We start from the raw sequence: 23,407 nt of genomic DNA, 5'->3' as shown, positions 1-23,407 counted from the left end.
CTTCTTCATCCAACCCGCTGGTCGTCCCATAAACACCTCCTCGATCAAAGGTGTTGCGACGACCGGTTGAATCCGCCCAATACACATCCATTGCCTTCGGGCGGCGCTGCCGCGGAGCCGGTGTGCAACCGTCGATGGGGACGGCGAGCGACGCCTGCAATTCCGGTTCATCGCGTCGCCTCTTTTCCGCGAATCGGGGCGGTGATTCTAATCTAAGCCGTGAGCTCTGGAACAAAGGCAAGTTGGTTGGTCAAAAGCCGCCGCTGAAGCCGAAAGAGATCTGGGCAATCCGGATTTACCTTCAGAACGCGCACGGGTTAATGATCTAGCGCTATTCAATCTTGCGATCGACAGCAAGCTGCGCGGGTGCGAGCTCGTTCAACCTGCATGTTCGCGACGTGACGCACGGCAATCAGATATTCCCCGCGCGATGATAATGCGGCGCAAGACTAAACGGCCCGTGCAGTTCGAGGTTACAGGGCACGCTCGCGTTGCGGTCGCTGCATGGATCGAAAAAGCTGAGTTGAGGTCCGAGGAGTACCTTTTCGGAAGCCGCTTTTCTCGGTCGCCGCATATCTCAACGCGACAATACGCTCGTAAGGTACATCAATGGGTCGCCGCGCCACGGCAATGCGCTGTGACGCCGAGCCGTGCGTCATTCGACTTTGACGACCATCATGCGAAGCGAATCGGCCGTACGTGAATTGCGTTGCAGATAGCGCCACAACGCTGCGTAAGTCAGAAGTCCGAGCATGCTGACCGCGATGAAAATCGGTTGAACACCGAGACGGCCGCCGAATGTGGCCACAATCAAGCCGGCCACGGGCAGGCTCAATTGATTCAGCAATACGATCAGGCTCAGGACCCTGCCCAGTTGATCGCGGGGAATCCAGTGCGCGCGCTCCGTGCGGATATATACATTGAATAGACCGCAAGACGCAAAACTAAGCGCATAGCCCAGCACAAACACCGGAAATGACGATGCCATGCCCATAAGCAGCCCCCCTACGACGATCATTCCGAACGCGGTGACACCAATCCAGTAGACGGATAAACGGCGCGTCAGATAAGGAACGGCCAAGAAGCTGGCGAGCGCAACAGCTCCAACGATGGTCTGGAGAAATCCGAACAGACTGTTCGAAAGCCCGAACCGACCAGTGGTAATCGCCGCACCGGTGGCTAGCGCGACGCCGACAATCAGGTTCACCCCCATGCTCAATGCGATCAGTGCCCAGAGAACAGGCTTGTCACGTAACACTCCGACGGCCGCAGCTACGCCAGCATTGAAACCCTGTCGGTGTCCCGCACTTCGCGGTTCGGTGCGATGAAGGTCGTTTCGCAATGACCATACCAACAACGCACTGAGACCGAACACCGAAGCAGCGACCCACAACAAGCCGCTGGGCGGAAATCGCGCGGCAAGCAGCGCGGCCAAGGCTGGCCCCGCAATACTGGCTGTCTGATCGATGGCTTGCAAAAGTGCCTGCGCCTTGTGCATTTGTTCCGGCATCACGAGCCTCGGAACGGTCGATTCGAGCGCAATGAACGCCTGTGCATAGAAAAACGCGCATACCGCGCTCAAGCTCGCAATGATTGGAAACGAATTCGACGGTGTCGCCAACGCCAGCCAGGCAACACATGCGCAGGCTATCGCGCGCGCCGTGTCCGCGAAGCCGTACACGCGCCAACTGTCCAGCCGGTCGCACAGGTTACCGGCGATTGGCAATGAACAGATTCGCGGCAACCATTCGATAAAAAACGCGAGGCCTGACATGGCGACGCTTCCCGTGCTGCGGTACACGATCAATGGCACCGCGAACATGAGGAACTGGTCTCCGAGCGAAGAGGCTGCCCGCGATAGCAAGAACCGGAGGATTACACCGCGCTGCATAACATTCTCCTTAGGCTGCCGCGTCCAGTGGCAGGGATTCGATCCGCACCGACGCAAAGAGATCCTTGAGCAGGTGTTCAAGATCTTGGGTGGACGGGCCAGCAATGACGCCGGCAGCCGGAGCTTCGGTGGCTTGATAGGTAATGTGCCGGGGCAGCGGTTGGCCGTGCGCGAGCTGATTCCAACGAGCCATCCAGGGATGCGAGACGAACCCTTGCGATCCGTGAAGATGGCACCCTCCGCGAGGCATGTGATGGCCTGGCAACACAAACCAACCGTAGCGGACGCCAGAATCAGGCGTGGTGCGCAGCTCAACCGCTTCACCGATCAGCAATTTCAGCTCGCACGATGGCAGGTGTATGCCGGTGCGCATTCTGAAAGTGTCTACCACGTCGGCGCCCCCAACGCGGTTGGCTATTTCCAGAAAGACCAGAGAACCGCCATTATCGATTGCCTCGAGATGGAAGCTGCCGTCACGGATTTCAACGGCTGACACGACCTTCTGGACCCACTCGCGTGCAACCGGATCGTCGTCGATCTGCACCGATCCCAGAGGCATGCCCGACGCGTAGTCGAGGCAAGTGCCCACGTAGCGGCTGCCGACAACAACCGCGACCCGACTGTCTGTCACGAGTCCGTCGAAATGCAGAATGGGTCCGGTAACAAATTCTTCGATCTCAAAGCGCGCGGTGGCCAACGCGCGAGTCGCGTCGTCGAGGCTATATACGCCGGTTCGGTGGTCGTGCAGCGCCGTGAGCATCGCAGAGGGTGAGTCGAAGACCACGACGTCTTCGCTTGACGCACCGTCGAGCGGCTTGAGGACGGTTCTGCCGAACCAGTCGGCGATGCCGGGGTTGTCCATAAACTCAGCCAGCGCGATGGCGCGTGGAACGCGTAGGCCAGCCTGCGCGACCAGACGTTTCATCAGCAACTTGTCGCGCACCTTCTCGACTTTCGCAACTCCCGGTCCGCTTATGCCCAGTGCGTCGCGCACTCGTGCGGCATCCAGCAATTCATATTCGGACAGTGAGAGTACCCGGTCGAACGTGATGTCGAGCGATTTGATAATGGCAATGACTTCGTCGCTCGCGCGATCGGTACCAGGGCGAAGCAGTTGTTTGCACGGAAGCGAAGCGGGAATCGTTGCAAGATTCTTCTCCGTGCCGATGTAGTAAACGTCATGGCGATCATGATCGATGCCGAGGTGATAATCGATCTTGTGATAGGGGATACGATGCAGAATAAGAATTCTCACGACAGCAGACCTCGCTGATAAATGCGTTAATCTCTTTTGGATCGATACGTCATGCGCTGCCTTCCGAAACGGCTCTTATCACGCGCCACGACAGCTTTTGGCCGCCGCTTCGCTATCCGTCGCACTGGGCGACGTCGACCGCCTGGCGGAGGCATGAGCCGCGTACATATTGATGAAACGACGCTTTCCAAACCGTTTGCAGGTTGGACGCGAGATCCCGGATATCAATGTCATCGCGGGTCGTCGTCAGACATACCTGTGCGATGAAATCAGCGTTGTCCCGGGGAACGGCGTGAATGCGCCGAGCTTCCGCCGGCAACCAACAGAACTCATGCAATTCCAGGTCACCGCTTCGCAGAGATGGAAAGCGACTTTGCAGCGACGGCAAAACTACGTGATCGAGCAAGACGCTCGCGTCAGCGCCCATCGCCGAGATGACGTCGGTGTCCTCCGCCACCCCAAGCATCACGGTCGCCGCCTGGCGGCTGGCTTGTGGTAATTCGCGCGGAATTTCTTCGCCGAATGCCTGATCGACCCACAGGTGGTAAAGATTGACTTGATAGACCAGCGACGCAATCGTCCAGATCTTCATGCCTGCCGGCCGGCGATTCGGTTCGACAACGGCTGCGCGATGGCCGTCGTCGCTAAGCTTGATTTCATTGTGAAACGGCCCATTGCGCTGTCCGACCAGCAAGTTGGCCAAACGTCCGGCCACCGATATCGTATTCCGTTCGCGAGGTGTGATTCGCGCTGGCAAGACTTGTCCGAGCTCGACAGGGTATCGGCCGGTCGCGCTGATCTTTTCTGTAATAAAGGACAGGCTACCGATTCCATCGAATGAAAATTCACGGCGATAGGGAATGAGTTCTTCGCAAATCACACCGTCAGAGAGATACGTTGAAACCTCCTTCAGAACGGCGGCGAGGTCGTCTCCTTGGCGCATGGTGACCACGCCCCGATTATTACCTTCACAGCTCGGCTTGACGACAAATCCCCCGGGATGCCGAACGGCAAATTCAGTTAGATCGGCCAGATTCCGGATCGGTGCACAATCCGGGACCATCATCCCTTGAGGCCCGAAGATATCCCGATGTCTCTGCTCAAGCGACCGATACGCGTGCTTGCTGAACGCCCCTTCAGCGAGGGTGCCGGAATCCACCGCTAGCCCAAGTGCCTCGAGAAGCAAGGCCCCGCTTTGCACAGCGTTGTCGGAAAACACCAGCCCACCTGCAAGTCGTGCGCGGTATGGTGCGAGTGCCACGAGGGCCCTTTCAACAAAGTCGTCGTCGCGCGGATTGAGGTCGATAACGCCATCGCAGATCGCTCGGTCGACATCAGTGGGCGTAGAACGGATGAGTAGCGACTGCGCACCATAACGGACTTTCGCATAGCAAGCCATCTGCCTTACATCTGCGACCCGCGAAAGATTGTAATCAACGAGTAGCAGGATTGGTTGAGCATGTATCATCGTGCTCGCTCCTTCGCATAGCGTACAGTGACTGCGCTGTTGGAATTCTTTACTATTACTGGCAATAGAGTCTCACGCTCGGCCAGGTCAAAGTGCCACAACAATTGGCCCAGGAAAACCTCGCGAGAACTCGCCTGCACGTCGTCTCCCGCCTTCAGAAAAATCTGCGAAACAACGGGCTTGGGCAAGTGATTTTCGACGGCCACATGTTCTATCCTGCCCGGCTCGGCGAAATAAACGCGAAAGAATGTACTCTTCGCATGACGCTGCGTGCCGTCCATGTCAAATGCCAAAGCTTTTAGCTTGTTGCGCCGAGCGTTCAGTGCGGACTGACCCAGCGACGCGTCGACCAGCAGATCCAACCAGAGATCCAACATGCTGTGCTGACCATTCAGCGACTTCACACTCGCCGAGATCAGACTCCCCCCAACCCGCGGATTGATCTCAATCAAATCCCATCGACCCGTATCGAAGCGTGCCTCGATATGAAAGCAACCCCATTTGCAATCCAGTTGTTTAAAAATCTCGTTGATCCAACGCTGGCCTTGCGCTATCGCGTCTGCATCGATGCTGCAGGGAGGGCATACACAACTGTTCTCGAGCACGGTCGTGGCGTTTTCGGTCAGCTCGCACTTTTCGTGTACGGCGAGTACGCTCACGTCGCCGTTGCTCAAGATGACTTCAAAACTGAACTCCCGGCCAGGGACGTAGTCCTCCGCTAGAAATTCGAGTCGGTTACCAAACGCCGATTGATAAATGACATCGTCGGACGCTTCGTCGGCGACCTTGATGAGATCCTCCCAGGTAGTCTCGGGGCGCAACGAAAACGCGCCGTAAGAGGCGATTCCACACACTGGCTTGACGAACAGTTTTCGACCGCTCGCTTTAAGTTCATCAAGCGTTTCCGGGGTCAACCGGTGAGCGCGAGCACGCGTGAGGCCCAAAGTCTCCAGCGTGTTGCGCAATTCGCGCTTATTGCGCAGCATGCCGACCTGGGCGGGCGTAAGATCCGGTACACCCAGGTTCTGGTTCGCCAGCGCCATGAGATCCCGGTAGCCTTCCCACACGCAAATGCAGCAGAGCAGGGTCTCGCCATCAGCTTGCAAAGTTTTGAGCGTGGCTTCGACATCCTCGGCAGTCAAGGCATGGGATTGCGTTGTAATCAGCCGGTCCGCTTTCTGTTCAAGTTCCACAAGGCGCGTCGCCTCGACTTCGGGCAGTGGCCGTGACGACAGAACGATGCCGCGGAAGCCTCGGGCCTTGACCGATTCCAAGAGATCCTCCATAAAGGAAAATCCGCAATGGCTTAGCAGTAGAACGCCATTCCTTTCTTTGGTCATCACCTTCTCCTCTTATGCCGCTGCCTTCCGAAGCTTGGGTTCCATCACGTCTTCGTACAACTCGGTGAAATAGAGTCCCAGCACTTTCTGATGCTCGCCAAGGTATCGCTTCAAGTGCTCGATGTCTTCGTCGTTTCTGAGCAGATGACGAATCACGTCCCAGACTTCACCTGGATGGTCGTCATTGATATCCGTGTGAGAATGCGCGACCTGGCCCGATATGTTGTCTTCGCCCACGGATTGCTTGAGAGCATCGATCTTTCTGGGCTCGAGCTTTACATTGACGTATTCCACCAGGTACGAATACGCCACCACCCCGAGAGGATCTTCATGATCGAGCAAATAGGAGAAAAATCCAGAAAGCAATTTGGTGGACAAATATGGCTCGGTCGCCAGAAATTGCTCACGGCTGACCCCAGCTTTGGCCAGGTCCTGGATAAAAAGCTGGTCGTGAAGCATTTCTTCCCGCTCGTAATTGGCCCATATCTGCGCGGCCCTCGGACTACGCTTGGCGATTTCGGCAAGGGCCTTCGACTCAACGACGCGCAAAAGACGAATTCTCCAAGCGGTCTCGATCAAATGGCGGCGATAGTAATCCGGATCGACTACTTCACCTTCAAGGTGAGCGGCATAGGGAACCGTTTGATACCAGAGTTCGACTTGCTGGTCGATAATCTTGTCTATTTCCTTTCTCAACATCGACGATTCGCTTGTGTTGATAAAAGGCACGGAATTAGGAAAGCCGACATTGTGGACTCGATTTGACATGATATTTTCTCTGTTCGTCTAATTTAAAAATAGGATTCTAGATTTCGGTGTTGATGGTGGCGGTGCCATTAATTTTGCATTGGCAGGCCAGTCTGAATCTTCCGTCGTCGTAACCGAGGAAGGTTAGAAGCTTGAGTTCCCGTTCGGTTGGCTCGCTGAGACAGCCAAATCCATTGAGCACTTCGATGACGCAAGCACCGCAAGCTCCTGCTCGGCAACCAGCAGGTATGACGTCACTATCCCTCAGTTCAAACTCCAGATCACTCAGACGAGCCGACTCGGCTAGATGAACCGTCACGTTAAGCGGAAAAATATGTAAAAGTGCCATACGAGTTAGTTGGATTAGATGGATTCCAAAAGTCTCCCTGTCGTGTTTAATTAAAATAAGCCCGAATCCAAAAGTGGATTTGCATCGCTACTTGATCCAGCCGGATCAATAAACGGGATGATGGCTTCTTGATAACTTTGACGATCCCATTCGCGTGGTTTCGCGCACCTGTCGTCAGGATCAGTTAGCAGGTCGAGTGAAAATAGAGGCGAGCGTGGCACGACTACTCCTATTATGAAACGCGTCCCAGTGGAACAGAAAACGGACGCGCGTTGCGCGCCCACATAAAACCAGGTCCTCGGATTCAGAAAGTATTCCCGGAAGTGACTGTTCACCAATATTGTTTGGTGCGAGTAATTCAAGACTTCGACCGCTAGGCCTTATATCGCCGAACGTCGACGCTTATTCGATGCGCAGCTCCATGGGTGCAGTTATCCCACGACGACATCGCTTCCACATCCCCACAGAAGTGTGTATGCCAAGGTAGAGGCCGAGCGCTCAGAGAGACCGTGTCGCTCGTGGAGCAGGCGGCCGACGTGGTCTACGTATGCAAGAGAACGGCACGGCTGTGTCGCCATAACGGTCATTCACATGATCGCGCCTGATGATGCCAAGCGTTACGCGATGATCGGAGGCGTTTGCGCTTATCGCTCGTTGCCGAAGTTGCAAGGTTGAAATGAGATAACAACAGGATACCTAATCGAGCGAAACTTAGAGAAGTCCGAGATAGTCGAGGATCTGGCATTCACGGCGCCGTTCTACACCTGACAGGTCGAGCGCTGCTCCGTATCGTTCGTTGCGTCTGATCGGCGGGATGTGACTGCTGCTGCATGCACGACGAAATTCGACAAGCGATAGGCCGCTGCCGGCGGACCATGCCGTATTTCACGACAAGACGAGACGGACGCGCGGTGGTTCCCGACGTTCCATGGAAAAGTTGGCGCAAGCTCGCGATGCTCACGCACGTGAGCCGCGGTAGGCGAACCCGGCCAACGCTCAGCGTTATTGACGCGCAGCGCGAGCGGCGTCACTCGCGGCCAACGGCGTGTAATTTGGTAGGACTGTCGACGCGCGAGCACCTGGCTCCAGCAAGCGAGTCCGGCCACTGTCGCGTCGATCGTCATTGCGACGATGGAGGAATGCTTTTATAACTTGCGCACGCACAGCGCTTTCAGAGAGGGCGTTGCATGACAACGTTCGAGGGCGTGCGTTGCCCATGGCATCGGCGGCTCAGGAAGGAATGATGTGCTCGCGCTTCAGCCGGTCGAACAGATTGAAGAACGCATCGGGCGTGCTCTGGTAATCGAGAAATCCGAGCTTGCGGCTCTTCGACATGTCCGTCAGCACTTCCATCGGGCGGCCGAGGTCGGCGTCCGTATGCCACCACGAGACGAGGTTATCGATATCGTGCTCGGCGAGCGCGTAGCGTGCCGCGATGTCCGCCCAGGTCTGGCGAGCGCGATGCATGCGGCTTTCAAGCGGTCGAATGTGTCCGTCGAAGGGTGCCGGCTCCACGCCGAAATACTCCGCGATGCGCGCCCACATCCATTTCCATCGGAACACGTCCCCGTTGACGACATTGAACGCCTCATTGCGGGCCGAGGCAGACGTGGCAGCCCATTCGAGGTGCCGCGCGAGCAGACGGGCGTCGGTCATGTCGGTCAGGCCGTTCCATTGCGCAGCCGAGCCCGGAAACAGGAAGGGTTCGCCAGTCTCCTTGCATAGCGTCGCATAGACGGCCAGCGTGACGCCCATGTTCATGGCGTTGCCCACTGCATAGCCGATGATGGTGTGCGGACGGTGTACGCTCCAGCTGAATCCGTACTGGCGCGCGGCATCGAAAAGCCGATCTTCCTGCTCGTAGTAAAAATTGTCGACCGGTTGCCGGCCCTGTTCCTCGCGAAACGGGGTTGTCGGAACGCTGCCTTGGGCATAGGCCTCGAAAGGACCGAGATAGTGCTTCAAGCCGGTAACGAGGGCTGCGTGCGACAGAGCGCCAGTGGGGCCCAGCGCCGCGAGCACATTCGCGACCATTGCTCCGTTGACGCGGATGTTTTCGGCTTCGGTCGCCTGGCGCGACCATGCAGTGAAGAAGACATGGCTGAACTGCCGCCCCTTCAGAGCGTCCGCGACCGATGTCGTCGATGTGAGGTCGGCGGTGATCGATTCCACGCCGGCAGGCGGGGCCGTGCGACCGCGTGACAGCCCGGCAATCGCCCAGTCACCGCGCGACTGAAGGTGCTCGGCAAGATTGCGTCCGACGATGCCGGTGCCGCCGATGATTAGTGCTCGCTTGTCCATTGCATCTCACTGTGTTTTGAATTAATCGAGGCCGTCCGCGTGGACTGCTCATGTAAGTGTGAGGCTTGGCCGAAAAGTCTGCTTGCACCGAGGTGCGCGGAAAAAAAGACGGTCGAGCGGTTCTTTTAGCGGCCGTGGGGATGGGAGCGGCGCCGGCCATACGTGCAGGTGTGATCGGAGCTTCCAGTCCAAAGCGCCCGCAAAACATCTGAAGACGGTTGTAGATCGACCGACGACCTCGATGTCGGTCCAGAAGGATCTCGGTAGCGCCCCCTGCGAGGCAAGCGCGGGCGGCTCGCGACAAATGCGCTGAAGCGGTGTCGCAGGGCAATGGCGCGCCGAGATCGCGCGCTGCATCGAGCGTCCCCCTACGAAACGCTGCCTAGCCGGTTTCGTGTATTGCCCGATTCGACGATCAGTTCGTTTAACTGAGTGATGCTGGCGGGCTTGACCAGGTGATGATCGAAGCCCGCCTGTCTCGCGCGCTCGAAATGCTCCTCCCCCGCGTATCCACTATGCGCGATCAGCATGGTGTCTGCAAAATCGGGCGTCGCGCGCAGCCGGCGAGCCACTTCGTAGCCGTCCATGTCCGGCAACCCGATATCGAGTAGGACGATGTCAGGACGAAAGTCCTTCGCGCGCAGCAAGGCAGTTGGGCCGTCCTGCACGACCTGGACTTCGTGCCCGTCCAGCTTGAGCAGCATGGCGGTGCTTTCGGCTGCGTCTGCATTGTCATCCACAATAAGGATCCGTCGAGGGCGCGTCGGTTGTGCGCGAATCGGCAGGGCGACTGCAGGGGAATGCTCCACCTCGATGTCTTCTGCGGGAAGCGCTGGAAGTCGAACAACGAACTGGCTGCCGCGTCCCAGCCCTTCGCTCGAGGCGCGTACGGTTCCGTGATGCAGATGAACGAGTCGCTGCACGAGGGCAAGGCCGAGACCCAGCCCGGCAGACTTACGGTCAAGCGAGCGTTCCGCCTGGACAAAGACAGTGAAGATCGTTGGCAAAAAGTCCGCCGCCATGCCGATACCGTTGTCTTGGACTGTCAGCGTTGCCTGACCGTCGTCGCGCGTAAGGGACACAGCAATTTCTCCGCCAGGCAAGGTGTATTTGATCGCATTGCCAAGCAGGTTGACGACAATCTGTTCGAGCCGCATCGAGTCCCCTTCGACCATCAGTGATTCAGCCGGTAAGGCAAGTGACAGCCGGTGCCGGCGTGCGTCGCTTTCTGTGCGGATGGTGGCCACGCCGTGGCGCACGATCTGCACCAGATCGACGGGCTCGACTTTGAGCTTGATGATGCCGCGTGTAATGCGCGATACGTCCAGAAGGTCGTCGACCAAGCCGATTTCGTGCTTCAACTGCCGCTTTGCAGAATCGCGGGCGCGTTGCTCAGTGTCGGCGTCGACGTCCATCCGCTCCCATATCGCAAGCCCGTTGCTGATCGCCGCGAGGGGGTTGCGCAGTTCGTGCGCCAGCATCGCAAGGAATTCGTCTTTCTGATGGTCGGCCGCTTCCAGTCGGTCAACCAACCGCTGATGTTGCGTAATGTCTTCAATGGTGAGCACGATCAGTTCATGCACTCGTCCGACCACGCGGGCAGCATTGAGCCGCATCGTGCGCGACCCAATTTCCTCAAATACATGCGTAATCACGAAGTCGCGAACGATGGCTTTTCGCGGGAGAATATTTTCGAGCAACTCGCGTAGGCCCGGGATATCCCACTGTCCATTTCCCAACAAATAGAGCATCGCACCGATCGTGGTATCGGACGTCGTCCGGAAGGTTTCGTAGAACGCGCGATTAGCCCGCGTAACGCGCAGGTCTGGCTCCAGCACCAGCAGCGGGTCGGACATCGTGTCGATGATCGCGTCGGCATAGTCACGTGCTCGCACCACATCGTCGTGAGTCGTCTTGAGTTCCTGATTGCGATAGCGCAGCTCATCGTTGGTCGTCGAGAGTTCTTCGTTCAGTGACTGCAACTCCTCTTTCGCCGCTTCGAGCTCTTCATTGGTGCTCTGGAATTCTTCGTTACTTGATAGCAGTTCTTCTTCGCTTGACTTGAGCTCTTCGCGTGCGCTTTCGTGTTCCGCGAGCATGGTTCGAAGCTGCGTTCGCATGGCGCCGACCTCGGCGTTCAGTCGGACGATCTCTTCGTCTTTCGGATCCGCGCCCTGTGAGACGACCTTGCGCCCCAGACGTTGGCGCAACGTCTGCAACATCAGGGACTTCAACGGCTCATCCTTTTGCGTCGACAGGGTATCCGAACTCTTCAGGCTGCCTTCAAAAAACGTCAAAAACCAGCGGCCCGCCGCTTCGGCGGTCTGGACCGGATGAACCTCGAGGCTGGCGGTCACCAACCCGCTAGTACGCGCGGTTTTCAGATCGGCCTTACGAACGACAACACCCTCCTGCCGCGCCTGCCTGATCGCGTCGTTGAGAGCAGGAAAGATTTCGGGCTTCGCCAGTCGCTGAAGATTGGTGATCGGCGGACCGCTCGGGTTGGTCAGATAGGCGGAGGTGTCCCCTCGAAACTCGATGACGTTCAGATCATCGTCACATAGTACGGACGGCGGGACATAGCGGGCGAGCGAGAGACGATCGACTTCGGCGCGAAGTAATGATGCGTCGACGGGTTCCGACTCATCGCTGGAGACGTTAGGAGAACGGACGGCGGTCGAAGGAACCAGTCGCGGCGCAAGGCGCATCTCGGCAGGCGAACTCATGCGGGGCTTCTTGCTATACACCTTGCTGCGCTTGTTCTCGACGACGCCAAAGAGTTCGGAGAAGGCGCCGACCGTCTCGGATGGGCCCAGCATCAGTACACCATCCGGTTTTAGCGCGTAGTGAAAGAGCGGCATTACACTGCGTTGGGCGGGCGCACTCAGGTAGATCAACAAATTTCGGCAGCTGATCAGGTTCATCCGCGAAAACGGCGGGTCGCTCACCACGTCGTGGCGTGCGAACGTGCAGAGATCTCTGACAGCTTTGTCAACGCAGTAGTATTTGCCATCGCGTACAAAGAACCGCTCCAGGCGTTCGGGCGACACATTTCGCGCGATGTTCTCGATGTACCGGCCGGCGCGCGCCGTGTCCAGCGGTCCAGGGCTGATGTCGGTGCCGAAGATTTGGACTGACGGAACCTGCGCGCGCTGACTAAGGTATTCAAGTAGACAAATGGCAATGGAATAGACTTCCTCGCCGGTCGCGCACCCTGGCACCCAGATCCGCAGTGTCTTGCCTGCGTCATCACCCATGAGGCGGGGGAAAACAGTCTGGGTCAACACCTCGAACGTCTCGGGATCGCGGAAGAATTCGGTAACCTGGACCAGCAGGTCGCGTCCCAATGCGAGGGTTTCCGCAGGCTCCGATTCGAGCACGTTGACGTATTGTGCTGTGGAGGTCAGTTGCCGCAATGCCATGCGACGCGACAGCCGGCGCTGGATCGTACCGGGTTTGTAGTGCGTAAAGTCGATATTGCAGGCGTTCTGGAGCAGACGGAAAATAGCTTGGAAACTGGTTTCAGCCGATTCAATCGCATCGGGTTTCGCGCCTGCCACTGACCCCAGGTGAGGATGTCGCGCTATGCGGATTATTTCCTTTGCGATTTCATGCGGTGCGAGCACCCGATCGACGCATCCGAGCCCGATTGCCGCATGCGGCATACTGTTAAAAAGTGCCGACGCGTCCTGAGCGAACGTGAAACCTCCCTGAACTTGAACCGCCTGAAGACCCAGCGCACCATCCGAGCCGCTCCCGGAGAGAATCACGCCAATGGCGTTGGCGCCCTGGTCCTTGGCGAGCGATTCGAGCAGGTCGTCCACCGGCATCGGTGGTCCGAGCGACTCGTCGCGGGGTTGAAGCCGGATGCGGCGATCGACCACGAGCATTCGTTTGTTCGCGGGGATCGTGTACAGATGGTCTGCCTCGATAATCATGTCGTCGGCGGCTTCCTGCACCCGCGTGGCCATGCGCTTGGCAAGAATTTCCGCGAGCAGGCTCTGGCGGGACGGATCGAGATGCTGCACTACGAGAAATGCCATGCCGCTCACAGCCGGAATTTCCGACATCAACTCGGAAATTGCCTCGAGACCGCCAGCAGAAGCGCCAATACCGACTACTGGAAAACCCGGCGATGCCGGCTCGGTCCTCATCGTTGCGGGGTCGGTCACATCATCTCCCGTATGGCAAAAAACCGCCGGTCGGTCACCTGCGTCTCGACGCACCAGTAGGCCCCACATGCGCGCTTTCTAGTCGCACCTCAAGGAGGGGTCCTTGCGGCTAACCGATAGCGCCTGACGCATGCCGCTGCACCCGTCCCGCGGTCTGCTCCGCCCCGTTCATCGATCTTGCCCGGCACTCTCGAACGATTCCGACAGTCGGCAAGTCGCTCGACGTTTTGCGCTAGCAGCAATGGGCGCGGCGTAAGCACCCGGTGGTCGATTCGGTCATATCGCCGCTGCGGTCCACGTTTTCACGGTCCGTAAGGTTCAGCAAAGTCGATACCGCATCGCCGCAGCGCTTATCGTTACAACTGCAAGGTTAGTCTAATCGAAGCGATTAATTAGCGTTGCCGGCTGTATCGACACACCGCGACGGCCGCCGCGCCCAGTGCCGACGTCAGGCGCCTTTATTGCTCTACGTATATGACGGGCGGAGGGCCCGTGAAAAAGCGTGACATTATCGTCGTGGCGACTTCGACTGGTGGGCGTGCCGCGCTTAACACGCTTGTATCGGCATGGCCAGCCGATCTTCCGGCGTCCGTATTCGTGGTGATGCACGTCGGCGCTCAGCCCAGCATCCTCCCGGAGATACTGCAAAGATCCTGCGCTCTACGCGTTCAACACGCGGAGAACGAACAGGAGTTCCAAGATTCCGTCGTGTACGTCGCCCCGCCGGACCGCCACTTGATCGTTCAGGACGGAAAACGCTTCTTATCGCCGGTCCAAAGGAAAATTTCGCTCGTCCAGCAGCCGACCCGTTGTTTCGATCGGCTGCGGTCAACTATGGTGCACGCGTCATCGGGATCATCCTCACGGCTCATCTGGATGACGGCGCGGCGGGCCTCAAGGCGGTGGATGCGTGCGGCGGCTTCGTTGCAGTACAGGACCCGGCAGAGTCTCCGGCGCCAGGCATGCCGTTAAACGCACTGCGCGCGGTCAAACCCGATGTCGTTGCTTCCGTCGCGGAACTCTCCTTGTTCGTCATGACATTGCTGGACCAACCTGTCGTCGAGAAGCCCGAAGCATCGAACATTCAGCGGATCGCCGCTATCGAAACTCAAATCGCGTCGACGGGCAGGTCGAGCGTTGACATCATCGAATCGATCGGTTCCCGCAGTCCGTTGACTTGCCCCGAATGCGGTGGCGTCGTGTGGCGCATTGGTGACAGCGCACCGCTTCGCTACAGGTGTCACACCGGCCACGCCTTTTCAGGGCGCTCGCTCGAAGAGGTCCAGCGGCAACAGACCGAGAATGCGCTGTGGTCTGTCGTTCGGGGCCTGCAGGAGCGCTTGACGCTCGCGAAGCAGCAGTTGGTCAATCTCGACGATGCTTCAGAGCAGGAAGCGATCAGCGCGCGAATCGAGAGCCTCGTTGTGGCCGAAGAGGCCGCGTACGGCTTGCTGCGCGACACCGTACATGGCGTGTGTGATCAACGTTTCACCGACAGATCGAGTCCATGCATCGGTTCTTAAGTTAAAAAGTTATCCTCAGTAGACGACGGCTCTAAATAAGGAGTGGATGCCCCTGAACATATTGCGCCGCTCGGAAGGCAGCACTGACGCCCTGCACCAATCCCACTCCCTCCGATGTATCACGGCCATCCACACTGCGGTGTTGAGTTCAATCGCAGACGATACCCGTGCACCTGGCGGACTTTCTGATTCTCTCCACAGCAATGCCGACACTGGAGCGGAGGTCTTTCGACCCTCCATGAAGGATGGCTACTTATCGAAATCGATCCACTCAAACTGGAGGTTCCATGTCTGACACAGAAGCGGGTTCCAATTCGCCTCACCTTAATAAAGGTGAGCAAGAACAGGCTGCCGACCACTCGACGCCTGCCGCGCTCGTCATCCACGAAATAGTGCGGGAAGAGGGCGAGGCAGCCATGGAACGCACGGTTTCCGCGCTTACATGGTCGGCGCTCGCGGCGGGTCTGTCGATGGGTTTTTCATTCCTGATGCAGGCGGTCCTTGATGGTGAACTGCCCGACAGTGAGTGGCGGCCGCTTGTTTCGAGCTTCGGTTACACCATCGGTTTTGTGATCGTCATTCTCGGTCGGCAACAGCTGTTTACGGAGAGCACGCTCAGCGTTGTGCTTCCAGTGCTGACGCGCCGTGATCTGAAAACAGTCGTGAAGGCGCTTCGCCTCTGGGGGATCGTACTAACGTGGAACCTGATTGGAACAGCCTGCTTCGCGGCGATGCTCCAGTTGCCTGGTGTATTTTCCACGGACGTTCAAGCATCACTCGATCGCGTCGCCGAAGCGCCGTTCTCTGGCAGCTTCGGCGTGACCGTCGTGCGGGCAGTGCTGGCGGGCTGGCTGATCGCGCTCATGGTATGGCTATTACCCAGCGCGCGCTCAGCGCGGCTTTTGACCGTCTTGTTGATCACCTATGTGGTTGCCGCCTGCAATTTGTCCCATGTAATTGCCGGATCGGTGGAGGGCCTCTATGCCGTCTTCAGCGGCGCTGTCGGCCTCGGCGACTACTTCTTTGTCTTCCTCATTCCGACTTTGATCGGTAATGTAATTGGAGGCATATCGCTCGTTGCGCTCATCAACCACGCAGCGATCGCGCCGGAAATTACGGGCGGTGATGCAACCTAGGCTGGGCAAACCTCCGCGCCATGTGTGCCGACGCAAGTGTTCTGCTAAAAAAGGCAAGAGCGATTCAACGTCAGCGCACGCAAGCGGCCGACCTTGCGACGGCCCATTGCTCTCAGCCCTGTACTGCCGGCGCAATACTTGCGCGCGTGGAAGGCGGTGTTCGAAGCGCGAGTGTGAGTATCCTGGCCGGAGGGAGATTCAGCCACGTGACCTCGGACGACAACTCGACGAATTCATGGCTGAGATGTCTTGGTGGACCGTACAGCGCATAAGTGAACTGAATCAACAGCGTCCCGGTCGGAAGTACGCTGCACCAGTGCGCGACCATTGAACGCGATTCGGCGTAAGGCAACGAACGAAGTGGCACGCTGGACACGACGGCGTCGATCCGACCAGGGTCCGTCAAAAAGCTCGAGAGGTTTCGTGCATCGCCTTCGATGATTCGAAGCTGCGGGAATCGTGCCCGTAAATGGGCGGCAAGGGCCGGCGCGCGCTCGACGACAAGCAGGCGTTCTGGGCGGACACCGCGATCGAGCAAGGCCTGGGTCACTGCGCCCGTGCCGGCGCCTAGTTCCACGACAGGGCCGGTGCCGGCAAGCGGCACCGGCCGTGCCATTGCTTCCGCGAGACGTCGTGAACTTGGAAAGATCGCGCCAGCTGACCAAGGGTGCAGTAAGGCCTCCCTGAAAAAAACCAGGTGGCGGCGCAGAAAAGTCCAGTTTGAAAAGGCAAAATTTCTCATTCTTTGACGCCGCTATGATTGGTCGAGCCCCTTTGACGTGCGTATGTGATGTTTGTTTAACGCGAGCATATGAGGTGCCTGAGGGTTTCTGCTTGCGTTCGGTGCGTCCGACCATCGGGCAGCGTCGCGGGAATAGCGATTGCGCGCGAAGAAAATGGCGCATGGGCAGACCTACGTCATCCGATGGAACGACGCGTGATAACGCATACGTTGCCTCTTCCGACGGTGCCGCCATGTCCAAGACGTTGGGCGACAAGAAGGACGGTGTGTCAGGGTCGTCCTCAAACCGAAAGTCATGCAGTGTTGACAATCAAGGTCAGGTGAATCCATGAACCCTCGTAGCGATCCCGCACGAAGTGCACTTCTTTCCGCATCCGAGACGCGCTCGCTCGCACGCGGGCTCGGGTGGTACAGCCTGGCGTTAGGCGCCGCCGAACTGCTTGCGCCGAGAACGGTTGCGCGCGCGGCGGGACTCGAAGGCAGCAGCCGGGCGCTCGTGCGTCTCTATGGACTTCGTGAGATCGCTTGCGGAATCGGCATTTTGATGTCGCGCAATCCTGCGCCGTATGTGTGGGCGCGCGTCGGTGGCGACGTCCTTGATCTCGCCACAGTCGCCTCGCAGTCCGATGGCGTTGCGTCGGAGGGCCGGGGGCGCGCCATCGGCGCGGTCACGAATCTCCTGGCCGTGACAGCGCTCGATGTATATACGGGCGTCACACTGTCCGCCGACAGATCAGCTGATGCCGCAGAGGCGGACACCGAGCGCTATGTGACGCTATACAGTATGCGCACCGGATTCCCGCGGTCGGCCGAGGAGATGCGCGGTGCGGCGCGCGACTTCGAGGTGCCGGCCGATATGCGCACGCCCGAGGCTCTGCGCCCATGGATAAACGGCGAGGCGGACGTGAAGTCGCGTTAGAGGCATCGGCGCCCGATGCGGATGCGGGGCGCCGCTGCGGAAACGGAACTATAGACTGAAACCCGGCGCTTAAAGGTCTTCCGCGATATTCGATTCAAATGCCAACCCGAGCCCGATATGAGCCGTCTGGTGGTCGTATCAAACCGTACCGCCGATCCTCGCAAAGCTGCGGCAGGAGGCCTCGCGGTCGCCCTGCGGGAAAGCCTCGAACAAACAGGGGGACTCTGGTTCGGCTGGAGCGGCAAACTCAGCGACACTGTGGAAGGTGACGCTAACGAACAGCACGAGCTCGATGTTCATACGAGCGGCAATGTGACACTGGCGACGCTCGACCTGACCCGTGCGGATCACGACAGCTACTACTTGGGATACTCCAACGGTGTGCTTTGGCCAGTATGTCACTACCGTCTGGATCTCGCGAAGTTCGACACGCGCTTCGCGCAAGGTTATCGGCGCGTGAATCAGTTGTTCGGCCGCAAGCTGCTGACATTGTTGAAGCCAGATGACATCGTATGGGTGCATGACTATCATCTGATCCCGCTGGCCGCCGAATTACGTTCGGCCGGCTGCAAACATCGCATCGGCTTTTTCTTGCACATTCCGATGCCGCCTCCACTGATCATGGCGGCGATCCCCGAGCACGAATGGCTCATGCGTTCGCTCTTCGCGTACGATCTCGTCGGCTTCCAGGCGCAGTCCGATGTCACGCACTTTTCGCACTATGTCGAATCAGAGGCTCGGGCCGTTCGCCTGGGTCCAAACCACCTCCGTGCGTTCGATCGCACGCTACAGGTCGGGGCCTACCCGATTGGCATAGACGTCGAGGACTTTGCGCGCCTCGCCCGGGCCAGGGAAGGGCGCGAGATGTTTGCACGCATGCGTGAGGAATACTCGCGGCGGCGCTTGCTTCTCGGCGTCGATAGACTCGATTACTCGAAGGGACTACCGCAAAGGATTCACGCTTTCCGACAACTACTGGAGCGCTATCCGGAAAATCGTGACAGCGCTACGTTGATCCAGATCGCGTCGCCGAGCCGCGAAGATGTCGGGGCGTACGACGATCTTCGCCGTGAAATGGACAGCCTGTGCGGCGCAATCAACGGTGACTTTGGAGAACTGGACTGGATGCCGGTCAGGTACATTCATCGCAATGTGGCTCGCAAACGACTGCCGGGACTCTATCGCGCGAGTCGTGTTGCGCTGGTGACGCCGTTGCGCGACGGCATGAACCTGGTGGCGAAGGAGTTCATCGCTGCTCAGGATCCGGCTGACCCGGGCATGTTGGTGCTTTCGCGTTTCGCCGGTGCGGCCGAGCAGCTAACCGAGGCGCTGCTCGTCAACCCCTATGATACGCAGGGCACGGCAGACGCCATTCAACGGGCATTGGTCATGCCGCTCGATGAACGCATCAATCGACATGCGGCGCTTTCGAACCGAGTCCGAGAGCAGGACGTTCGCTGGTGGTCCGAGACGTTCCTGAAGGCGCTCGCCGAGACAGAGACGGCTTCAGGGAAGAGTTGAACGAGTCGCTTCACGCCACAGTCGGAGAGGCTATCCTGTGTTATCGGATGAGGTGCGTACGGCGCTTCGCGACAACAACGAAGCTCCCACTTGACTGGTGAGTTCGTTTGTCATGTTGGAATCCTCGACTATTGCGAAGGAGGGGTAATGACAGCCCAAAACTCGACATACAAGGAATGCAATATCAGTGTGGATGTGACCGGTCCTGACGATAGCGGCGCGTACTCGGGCACGTTTGTTATCACGCGTGAGGTGGGTGACGCTGATGATGACAGGCAGTTCACGCCTGCCTGGCGGACCGCCGTATTCTCGGAAGCGGAAGCTCTCAGCCGACTCACGCGGCTGGCTAAAGACGTCATTGATGGCAAAGCGGACGGCTCGGAGATTTAAAGGTCTGACATTACACCGCGCGTTTTCCCGTATCGATAGTCAAACCATCCGGCGGATCTGCAATCCACAAGACGCATCGGAAGTGCGTCATTCGTTTCCTGAGGTTATGGGCTTTAGGCGGTGTGTCGCGGGCGCAGGCTCGAGTGGGACGTCTTGGTGCCCTCTCGCATGGGCGGGGTGGCTTTAGCGAAATGAATGAGTCAACGACCGTGACTAAGCCACGGCCGCCAGCGAACCTGCGTATAGGTCAATCGCACGGCATAACTCGACCGCGGTAGCACGGGTTATCGAAAGAGTCCCTCGCCATCAACGCTCAGGAATCGCCGTCGTCGCCATCTCAAATAGATGCTCGACACAATGAAGGCGGTGACGAAGTACGCCACGACAAGTACCAATGTTTTCACCCCGACGAACTCCGACGCGACCACCAACGCTATACCCACGTGCCGCATTGCGCACGCGATCGCCAGCGCCGTTCGTTCATCGGCGTCTGGCCCTCCAAGAATCTGGCCGATGAACAGTGCCCCAACCATGAGTCCTACGAGTGAGAACACGCCTTGCCAGGTGAGACCCGCCAGGTGTTCCCTATGGACAAACAGCAGAATAATGCCCGAGACGGCGAGGACAACCCAGGCGACCGTCATGACCCGGTTCGACAGCCGTTCCGATAAGACTGGAAAAATCAGGCGAAGCCCCATGCCGACCAGGATCGGCAGAAGAATAGTTTTGGCAATGTCCGTCACGACAGTACGTACGGTCAGCGTTACTTCCACGTCGAAGTAGGCGCTCAGTAACGCGGTCCACACAGGTACGGCGGCAATTGCGACGAGCGAGGATGTGATCAGCAGGCTAAAGATGTATTGCGCGCTATGCAGTGTCTTTAATCTTTTTGGAAGCAGCGGGGCGCCCGCAGACACAGCGAGCGCGAGCATCGCCGCCTTGACCCCTCGCTCGATCGGCATAATCAGCACAAGGCCGAAGGCGACCAGAGGGACGAGAAGGTACATCGCTGCAAGAGAGCGGAGCAATAGACCGGGACGTCGCCATACGTAGGTCAGTTCGGAAAACGAAGTTCCAGCACCGACACAGGCGATCAACACGCCGATAGAGAGCTTGAGCACGACTATCAGGGTTTCAGTCACGACACTGCCACCTTTGAATAGGTACAGCGACCATTCGATCCCGAACGAGGTCGGCGAAAAGGCTGCCGCATGCCGCGCCTCGCGTGCGCCTAGAGCAACCTTATGATGATGCTCATAAAGAGGAAACTACCCGAAAAGGCCATGACTAACGCGACAAAAAATGTCGGCCGGCAAATACTGACGGCATGATATTCGCGCAAACTGACGATCAATCGCCAGTACTCAATCGTTCCGAGCACCATCGACACGGTGCCCATTCCCGTGAGAAAGAGGCCGATGGTTCTCGGGCTGTGCGGATGCGCCAGATGAACGCCCGCTTCCCTGAATCCTTCGAGCAGCTTATAGATCGTAAAGCCGAAGCTGATCATCGAGAGCGCAGTACGCGTCCATGCCATCAACGTGCGATCGGCTGCCATCAGCGTGCGCGTCGTTGCGAGGTCGGTTCGTTCTTCGGCGAGTTGATTCGCCGAGCGCGCTTGCACGTTAACCACACCAGCCTCCGCAAGAATTTGTAGGACCGAGTTGCGGCGACGCATTCATTTCTGTCACGAACCGTTAAAGCCGCTCCCGAGCGTCAACGTAAATCTAGTTCATGGGACGCGCGATTGCGAGAAGCGTCCACTTCAAAGACGCGGCGAATGGCAGGGGTTTCTCATGTATCTACTCCCATATCGCTGGTTGCGGCACGGCACCAACAACTCCTCGGGGCATTGCGTGCCTCGAGTGACGTACGAGTGACCCTCGCGCGAGACGGTCGTTCTCGCCAATACGTTTTATTCGCAAACCGTGAAATTGAATTTGCTTTCGCCTTGCAAGCTGTCTTAAATACGTATCACGTCTTTGCCAGGACTTTCTGCTTCAATTCCAACCCCGCCGAATCTTGAGGCGCCCGGTCCGCGGTCTCGGGCAATCATCGGCACTTTGACAGCTGAGGAGTGTACGGCGAATGGAGGCCACGTTGCAGTCACGCGCTTCGTCATCGAGCATTGCAAATCCCCAACTGGCTGAGAGCCGGCCGCCGGATGCGCCGCCGCGTTTTCATTTGCTGGCCAAGCCGAGCGGCTCGACCTGCAACATCGATTGCAAATACTGCTTTTTCTTGTCGAAAGAGGCGCTGTATCCGAATGAAAAGCATCGGATGTCTCAGGCGACGCTCGAAACCTATATTCGCCAATTGCTGGAATCGCATCGCACGCCAGAGGTCACCGTGGCCTGGCAAGGCGGCGAACCGACACTCATGAGGGTCGAGTTCTTCCGGCACGCGGTCGAATACGTCGAAAAGTACCGCAAGCCTGGACAGGTGGTTAATCATACTTTTCAGACCAACGGCATTCTTCTTGATGACGAATGGTGCGAATTCTTCAAAGAGCATCACTTTCTCGTGGGCCTGAGTGTCGATGGTCCGCGTGAAATCCATGACACGTTTCGTGTCGATCGCCGCGCGCAGGGCACTTTCGAACTGGTCATGAAGGGTTGGAACCAACTGCGCAGGCACGGCGTCGAGTTCAACATCCTGTGCACGGTCCATTCCGCCAATGAACGGCATGGCCGCTCGGTTTATCGCTTCTTTCGCGATGAACTCGGCGCAAAGTGGATTCAATTCATCCCTATCATCGAGCGCGCAACTGAACAGACGATTCAACTCGCGAACCGCGGCTGGAGCGAGCGGGCGGGCCACAAGCGCGTGCTGTACACGCAGACCGGCAATCTCGTCACCGATCGTTCGGTCGGCGCGAAACAGTACGGGCTCTTCCTCATGGATGTATTCGAAGAGTGGGTACGCCGGGACGTCGGACGCGTCTTCGTGCAATTGTTCGATGTGACGCTCGAGGCCTTCTTCGGCCGTCATTTGCTGTGCATTCACGCTCCGACTTGCGGCCTCGGCCCTGCGCTCGAATACAACGGAGATCTGTATTCCTGCGATCACTTCGTCGAGCCCGGATATCGGTTGGGCAATATCCACGAAACGCATATGCTCGAACTCATTGCGTCGGCCGAACAACGCAGGTTTGGATTGGACAAACGCAGTTCGCTCACGGCCCAGTGCAGAAGCTGCGCGGTGAGGACGTTGTGCAACGGCGGATGTCCGAAGGACCGTTTCGCGCTTTCACGGGACGGTGAAGCAGGGCATAACTATTTGTGCCCCGGTCTCGAGTTGTTCTTTACGCAGTCGCGCCATGCAATGGAGACGATGGCGAAACTCCTGCACGATGGCCGGCCGCCGTCCGATGTGATGGCGATAACCGCCATCGAAGATAAACGGCGCGGACCTTATGCGCCTTGTCCATGCGGCAGTGGCAGGAAGTTCAAATTCTGCCACGGCGACAACGCGCCGCGTCGTTCGTTCAACTCAGGGAGCAGTGAAGAGCGGCGCACCTCATGATGGGTCAGGTGGTGCCCAATGACGTCGGTGGCCGTTACGAGCTCACAGAGCAGGGGCCGGCGAGCGGCATTCTGGCTCGGTTCGGTGATTGATGCATCCTTCGCCCGGCTGCGCAAAGCTCAGCGGGC

Annotated in this window: 16 protein-coding genes and 2 pseudogenes; 7 read left to right on the top strand and 11 right to left on the bottom strand. The window is 58.2% G+C overall.

Annotated elements, in window-relative coordinates; translation table 11 throughout:
- Positions 1–242: 242 nt before the first annotated feature.
- A pseudogene (locus NCT32_RS37615) lies at positions 243–616 on the top strand (tyrosine-type recombinase/integrase); the annotation flags it as partial.
- Between the two features lie 39 nt (positions 617–655).
- Here NCT32_RS37615 and NCT32_RS19360 read toward each other — a convergent pair.
- From NCT32_RS19360 to NCT32_RS19325, 8 genes are all read right to left on the bottom strand, one after another.
- Positions 656–1,891 (bottom strand): MFS transporter, encoded by a 1,236-nt coding sequence (locus tag NCT32_RS19360; RefSeq protein ID WP_061117938.1) that lies wholly within the window; start codon positions 1,889–1,891, stop codon positions 656–658.
- Between the two features lie 10 nt (positions 1,892–1,901).
- The gene (locus NCT32_RS19355; RefSeq protein ID WP_061117939.1) at positions 1,902–3,146 is read right to left on the bottom strand and encodes an acetyl-CoA carboxylase biotin carboxylase subunit family protein; all 1,245 of its coding nucleotides are present in this window, start codon (positions 3,144–3,146) and stop codon (positions 1,902–1,904) included.
- Between the two features lie 112 nt (positions 3,147–3,258).
- Entirely contained in the window at positions 3,259–4,614 is a 1,356-nt protein-coding gene (locus NCT32_RS19350) for an acetyl-CoA carboxylase biotin carboxylase subunit family protein (RefSeq protein WP_061117940.1), read from the bottom strand.
- Positions 4,611–5,888 carry an acetyl-CoA carboxylase biotin carboxylase subunit family protein gene (locus tag NCT32_RS19345; RefSeq protein WP_250477481.1) on the bottom strand — a complete coding sequence of 426 codons (1,278 nt, stop codon included), beginning with the start codon at positions 5,886–5,888 and terminating at the stop codon, positions 4,611–4,613. The genes NCT32_RS19350 and NCT32_RS19345 overlap by 4 nt, the downstream gene beginning before the upstream one ends.
- 78 nt (positions 5,889–5,966) lie before the next feature.
- Positions 5,967–6,722 carry an iron-containing redox enzyme family protein gene (locus NCT32_RS19340; protein ID WP_061117942.1) on the bottom strand — a complete coding sequence of 252 codons (756 nt, stop codon included), beginning with the start codon at positions 6,720–6,722 and terminating at the stop codon, positions 5,967–5,969.
- A gap of 37 nt (positions 6,723–6,759) precedes the next feature.
- Positions 6,760–7,050, bottom strand: a complete 291-nt coding sequence (locus NCT32_RS19335) for a 2Fe-2S iron-sulfur cluster-binding protein (RefSeq protein ID WP_086960972.1) — start codon at positions 7,048–7,050, stop codon at positions 6,760–6,762.
- 1,230 nt (positions 7,051–8,280) lie between these two features.
- On the bottom strand, positions 8,281–9,351 hold the full coding sequence (locus NCT32_RS19330) for an SDR family oxidoreductase (protein WP_061117943.1): 1,071 nt from the start codon (positions 9,349–9,351) through the stop codon (positions 8,281–8,283).
- 368 nt (positions 9,352–9,719) lie between these two features.
- Positions 9,720–13,523 carry a chemotaxis protein CheB gene (locus NCT32_RS19325; RefSeq protein WP_250477480.1) on the bottom strand — a complete coding sequence of 1,268 codons (3,804 nt, stop codon included), beginning with the start codon at positions 13,521–13,523 and terminating at the stop codon, positions 9,720–9,722.
- Between the two features lie 474 nt (positions 13,524–13,997).
- Between NCT32_RS19325 and NCT32_RS19320 the strand changes: the two are divergent.
- Positions 13,998–15,046: pseudogene (locus NCT32_RS19320) on the top strand (chemotaxis protein CheB).
- 287 nt (positions 15,047–15,333) lie between these two features.
- A complete protein-coding gene (locus tag NCT32_RS19315) occupies positions 15,334–16,182 on the top strand; it encodes a formate/nitrite transporter family protein (RefSeq protein WP_250477478.1) in 849 nt (282 codons plus the stop codon).
- A gap of 112 nt (positions 16,183–16,294) precedes the next feature.
- Here the strand turns inward: NCT32_RS19315 and NCT32_RS19310 are convergent, their stop codons facing one another.
- Complete coding sequence (locus NCT32_RS19310) at positions 16,295–16,924, bottom strand: class I SAM-dependent methyltransferase (RefSeq protein ID WP_086960980.1); 630 nt, start codon at positions 16,922–16,924, stop codon at positions 16,295–16,297.
- 328 nt (positions 16,925–17,252) lie between these two features.
- On the opposite strand from NCT32_RS19310, the gene NCT32_RS19305 reads away from it, so the two are divergent.
- From NCT32_RS19305 to NCT32_RS19295, 3 genes are all read left to right on the top strand, one after another.
- Entirely contained in the window at positions 17,253–17,843 is a 591-nt protein-coding gene (locus tag NCT32_RS19305) for a hypothetical protein (RefSeq protein WP_061117948.1), read from the top strand.
- Positions 17,844–17,960: 117 nt separating this feature from the next.
- A complete protein-coding gene (otsA, locus tag NCT32_RS19300) occupies positions 17,961–19,364 on the top strand; it encodes an alpha,alpha-trehalose-phosphate synthase (UDP-forming) (RefSeq protein ID WP_061117949.1) in 1,404 nt (467 codons plus the stop codon).
- A gap of 147 nt (positions 19,365–19,511) precedes the next feature.
- Complete coding sequence (locus NCT32_RS19295; RefSeq protein WP_061117950.1) at positions 19,512–19,754, top strand: hypothetical protein; 243 nt, start codon at positions 19,512–19,514, stop codon at positions 19,752–19,754.
- Between the two features lie 284 nt (positions 19,755–20,038).
- Here the strand turns inward: NCT32_RS19295 and NCT32_RS19290 are convergent, their stop codons facing one another.
- Both NCT32_RS19290 and NCT32_RS19285 read right to left on the bottom strand, forming a co-directional pair.
- Positions 20,039–20,896 carry a bile acid:sodium symporter family protein gene (locus NCT32_RS19290; protein ID WP_061117951.1) on the bottom strand — a complete coding sequence of 286 codons (858 nt, stop codon included), beginning with the start codon at positions 20,894–20,896 and terminating at the stop codon, positions 20,039–20,041.
- Positions 20,897–20,985: 89 nt separating this feature from the next.
- Positions 20,986–21,432: a YidH family protein gene (locus tag NCT32_RS19285; protein ID WP_086960984.1), complete on the bottom strand. Its 447-nt coding sequence runs from the start codon at positions 21,430–21,432 to the stop codon at positions 20,986–20,988.
- A 410-nt stretch (positions 21,433–21,842) separates the two neighbouring features.
- On the opposite strand from NCT32_RS19285, the gene NCT32_RS19280 reads away from it, so the two are divergent.
- Positions 21,843–23,279, top strand: a complete 1,437-nt coding sequence (locus NCT32_RS19280) for an anaerobic sulfatase maturase (RefSeq protein ID WP_061117952.1) — start codon at positions 21,843–21,845, stop codon at positions 23,277–23,279.
- Positions 23,280–23,407 lie beyond the last annotated feature (128 nt).

It is taken from the genome of Caballeronia sp. INML2, assembly GCF_023631365.1.
GTDB lineage: Bacteria > Pseudomonadota > Gammaproteobacteria > Burkholderiales > Burkholderiaceae > Caballeronia > Caballeronia turbans.
The sequence above is the reverse complement of the archived record's forward strand: the minus strand, read 5'-3'. Positions and strand labels throughout refer to the sequence as shown.

Bases quoted from the DNA above. Each gene is read 5' to 3' on its own strand.
- NCT32_RS19315 (WP_250477478.1), top strand. From the start codon at position 15,334: ATGTCTGACACAGAAGCGGGTTCCAATTCGCCTCACCTTAATAAAGGT.
- NCT32_RS19295 (WP_061117950.1), top strand. From the start codon at position 19,512: ATGACAGCCCAAAACTCGACATACAAGGAATGCAATATCAGTGTGGAT.
- NCT32_RS19360 (WP_061117938.1), bottom strand. From the start codon at position 1,891: ATGCAGCGCGGTGTAATCCTCCGGTTCTTGCTATCGCGGGCAGCCTCT.
- NCT32_RS19310 (WP_086960980.1), bottom strand. From the start codon at position 16,924: ATGAGAAATTTTGCCTTTTCAAACTGGACTTTTCTGCGCCGCCACCTG.
- NCT32_RS19280 (WP_061117952.1), top strand. From the start codon at position 21,843: ATGGAGGCCACGTTGCAGTCACGCGCTTCGTCATCGAGCATTGCAAAT.
- NCT32_RS19330 (WP_061117943.1), bottom strand. From the start codon at position 9,351: ATGGACAAGCGAGCACTAATCATCGGCGGCACCGGCATCGTCGGACGC.
- otsA (WP_061117949.1), top strand. From the start codon at position 17,961: ATGAGCCGTCTGGTGGTCGTATCAAACCGTACCGCCGATCCTCGCAAA.
- NCT32_RS19285 (WP_086960984.1), bottom strand. From the start codon at position 21,432: ATGCGTCGCCGCAACTCGGTCCTACAAATTCTTGCGGAGGCTGGTGTG.
- NCT32_RS19335 (WP_086960972.1), bottom strand. From the start codon at position 7,050: ATGGCACTTTTACATATTTTTCCGCTTAACGTGACGGTTCATCTAGCC.
- NCT32_RS19340 (WP_061117942.1), bottom strand. From the start codon at position 6,722: ATGTCAAATCGAGTCCACAATGTCGGCTTTCCTAATTCCGTGCCTTTT.
- NCT32_RS19350 (WP_061117940.1), bottom strand. From the start codon at position 4,614: ATGATACATGCTCAACCAATCCTGCTACTCGTTGATTACAATCTTTCG.
- NCT32_RS19305 (WP_061117948.1), top strand. From the start codon at position 17,253: ATGAACCCTCGTAGCGATCCCGCACGAAGTGCACTTCTTTCCGCATCC.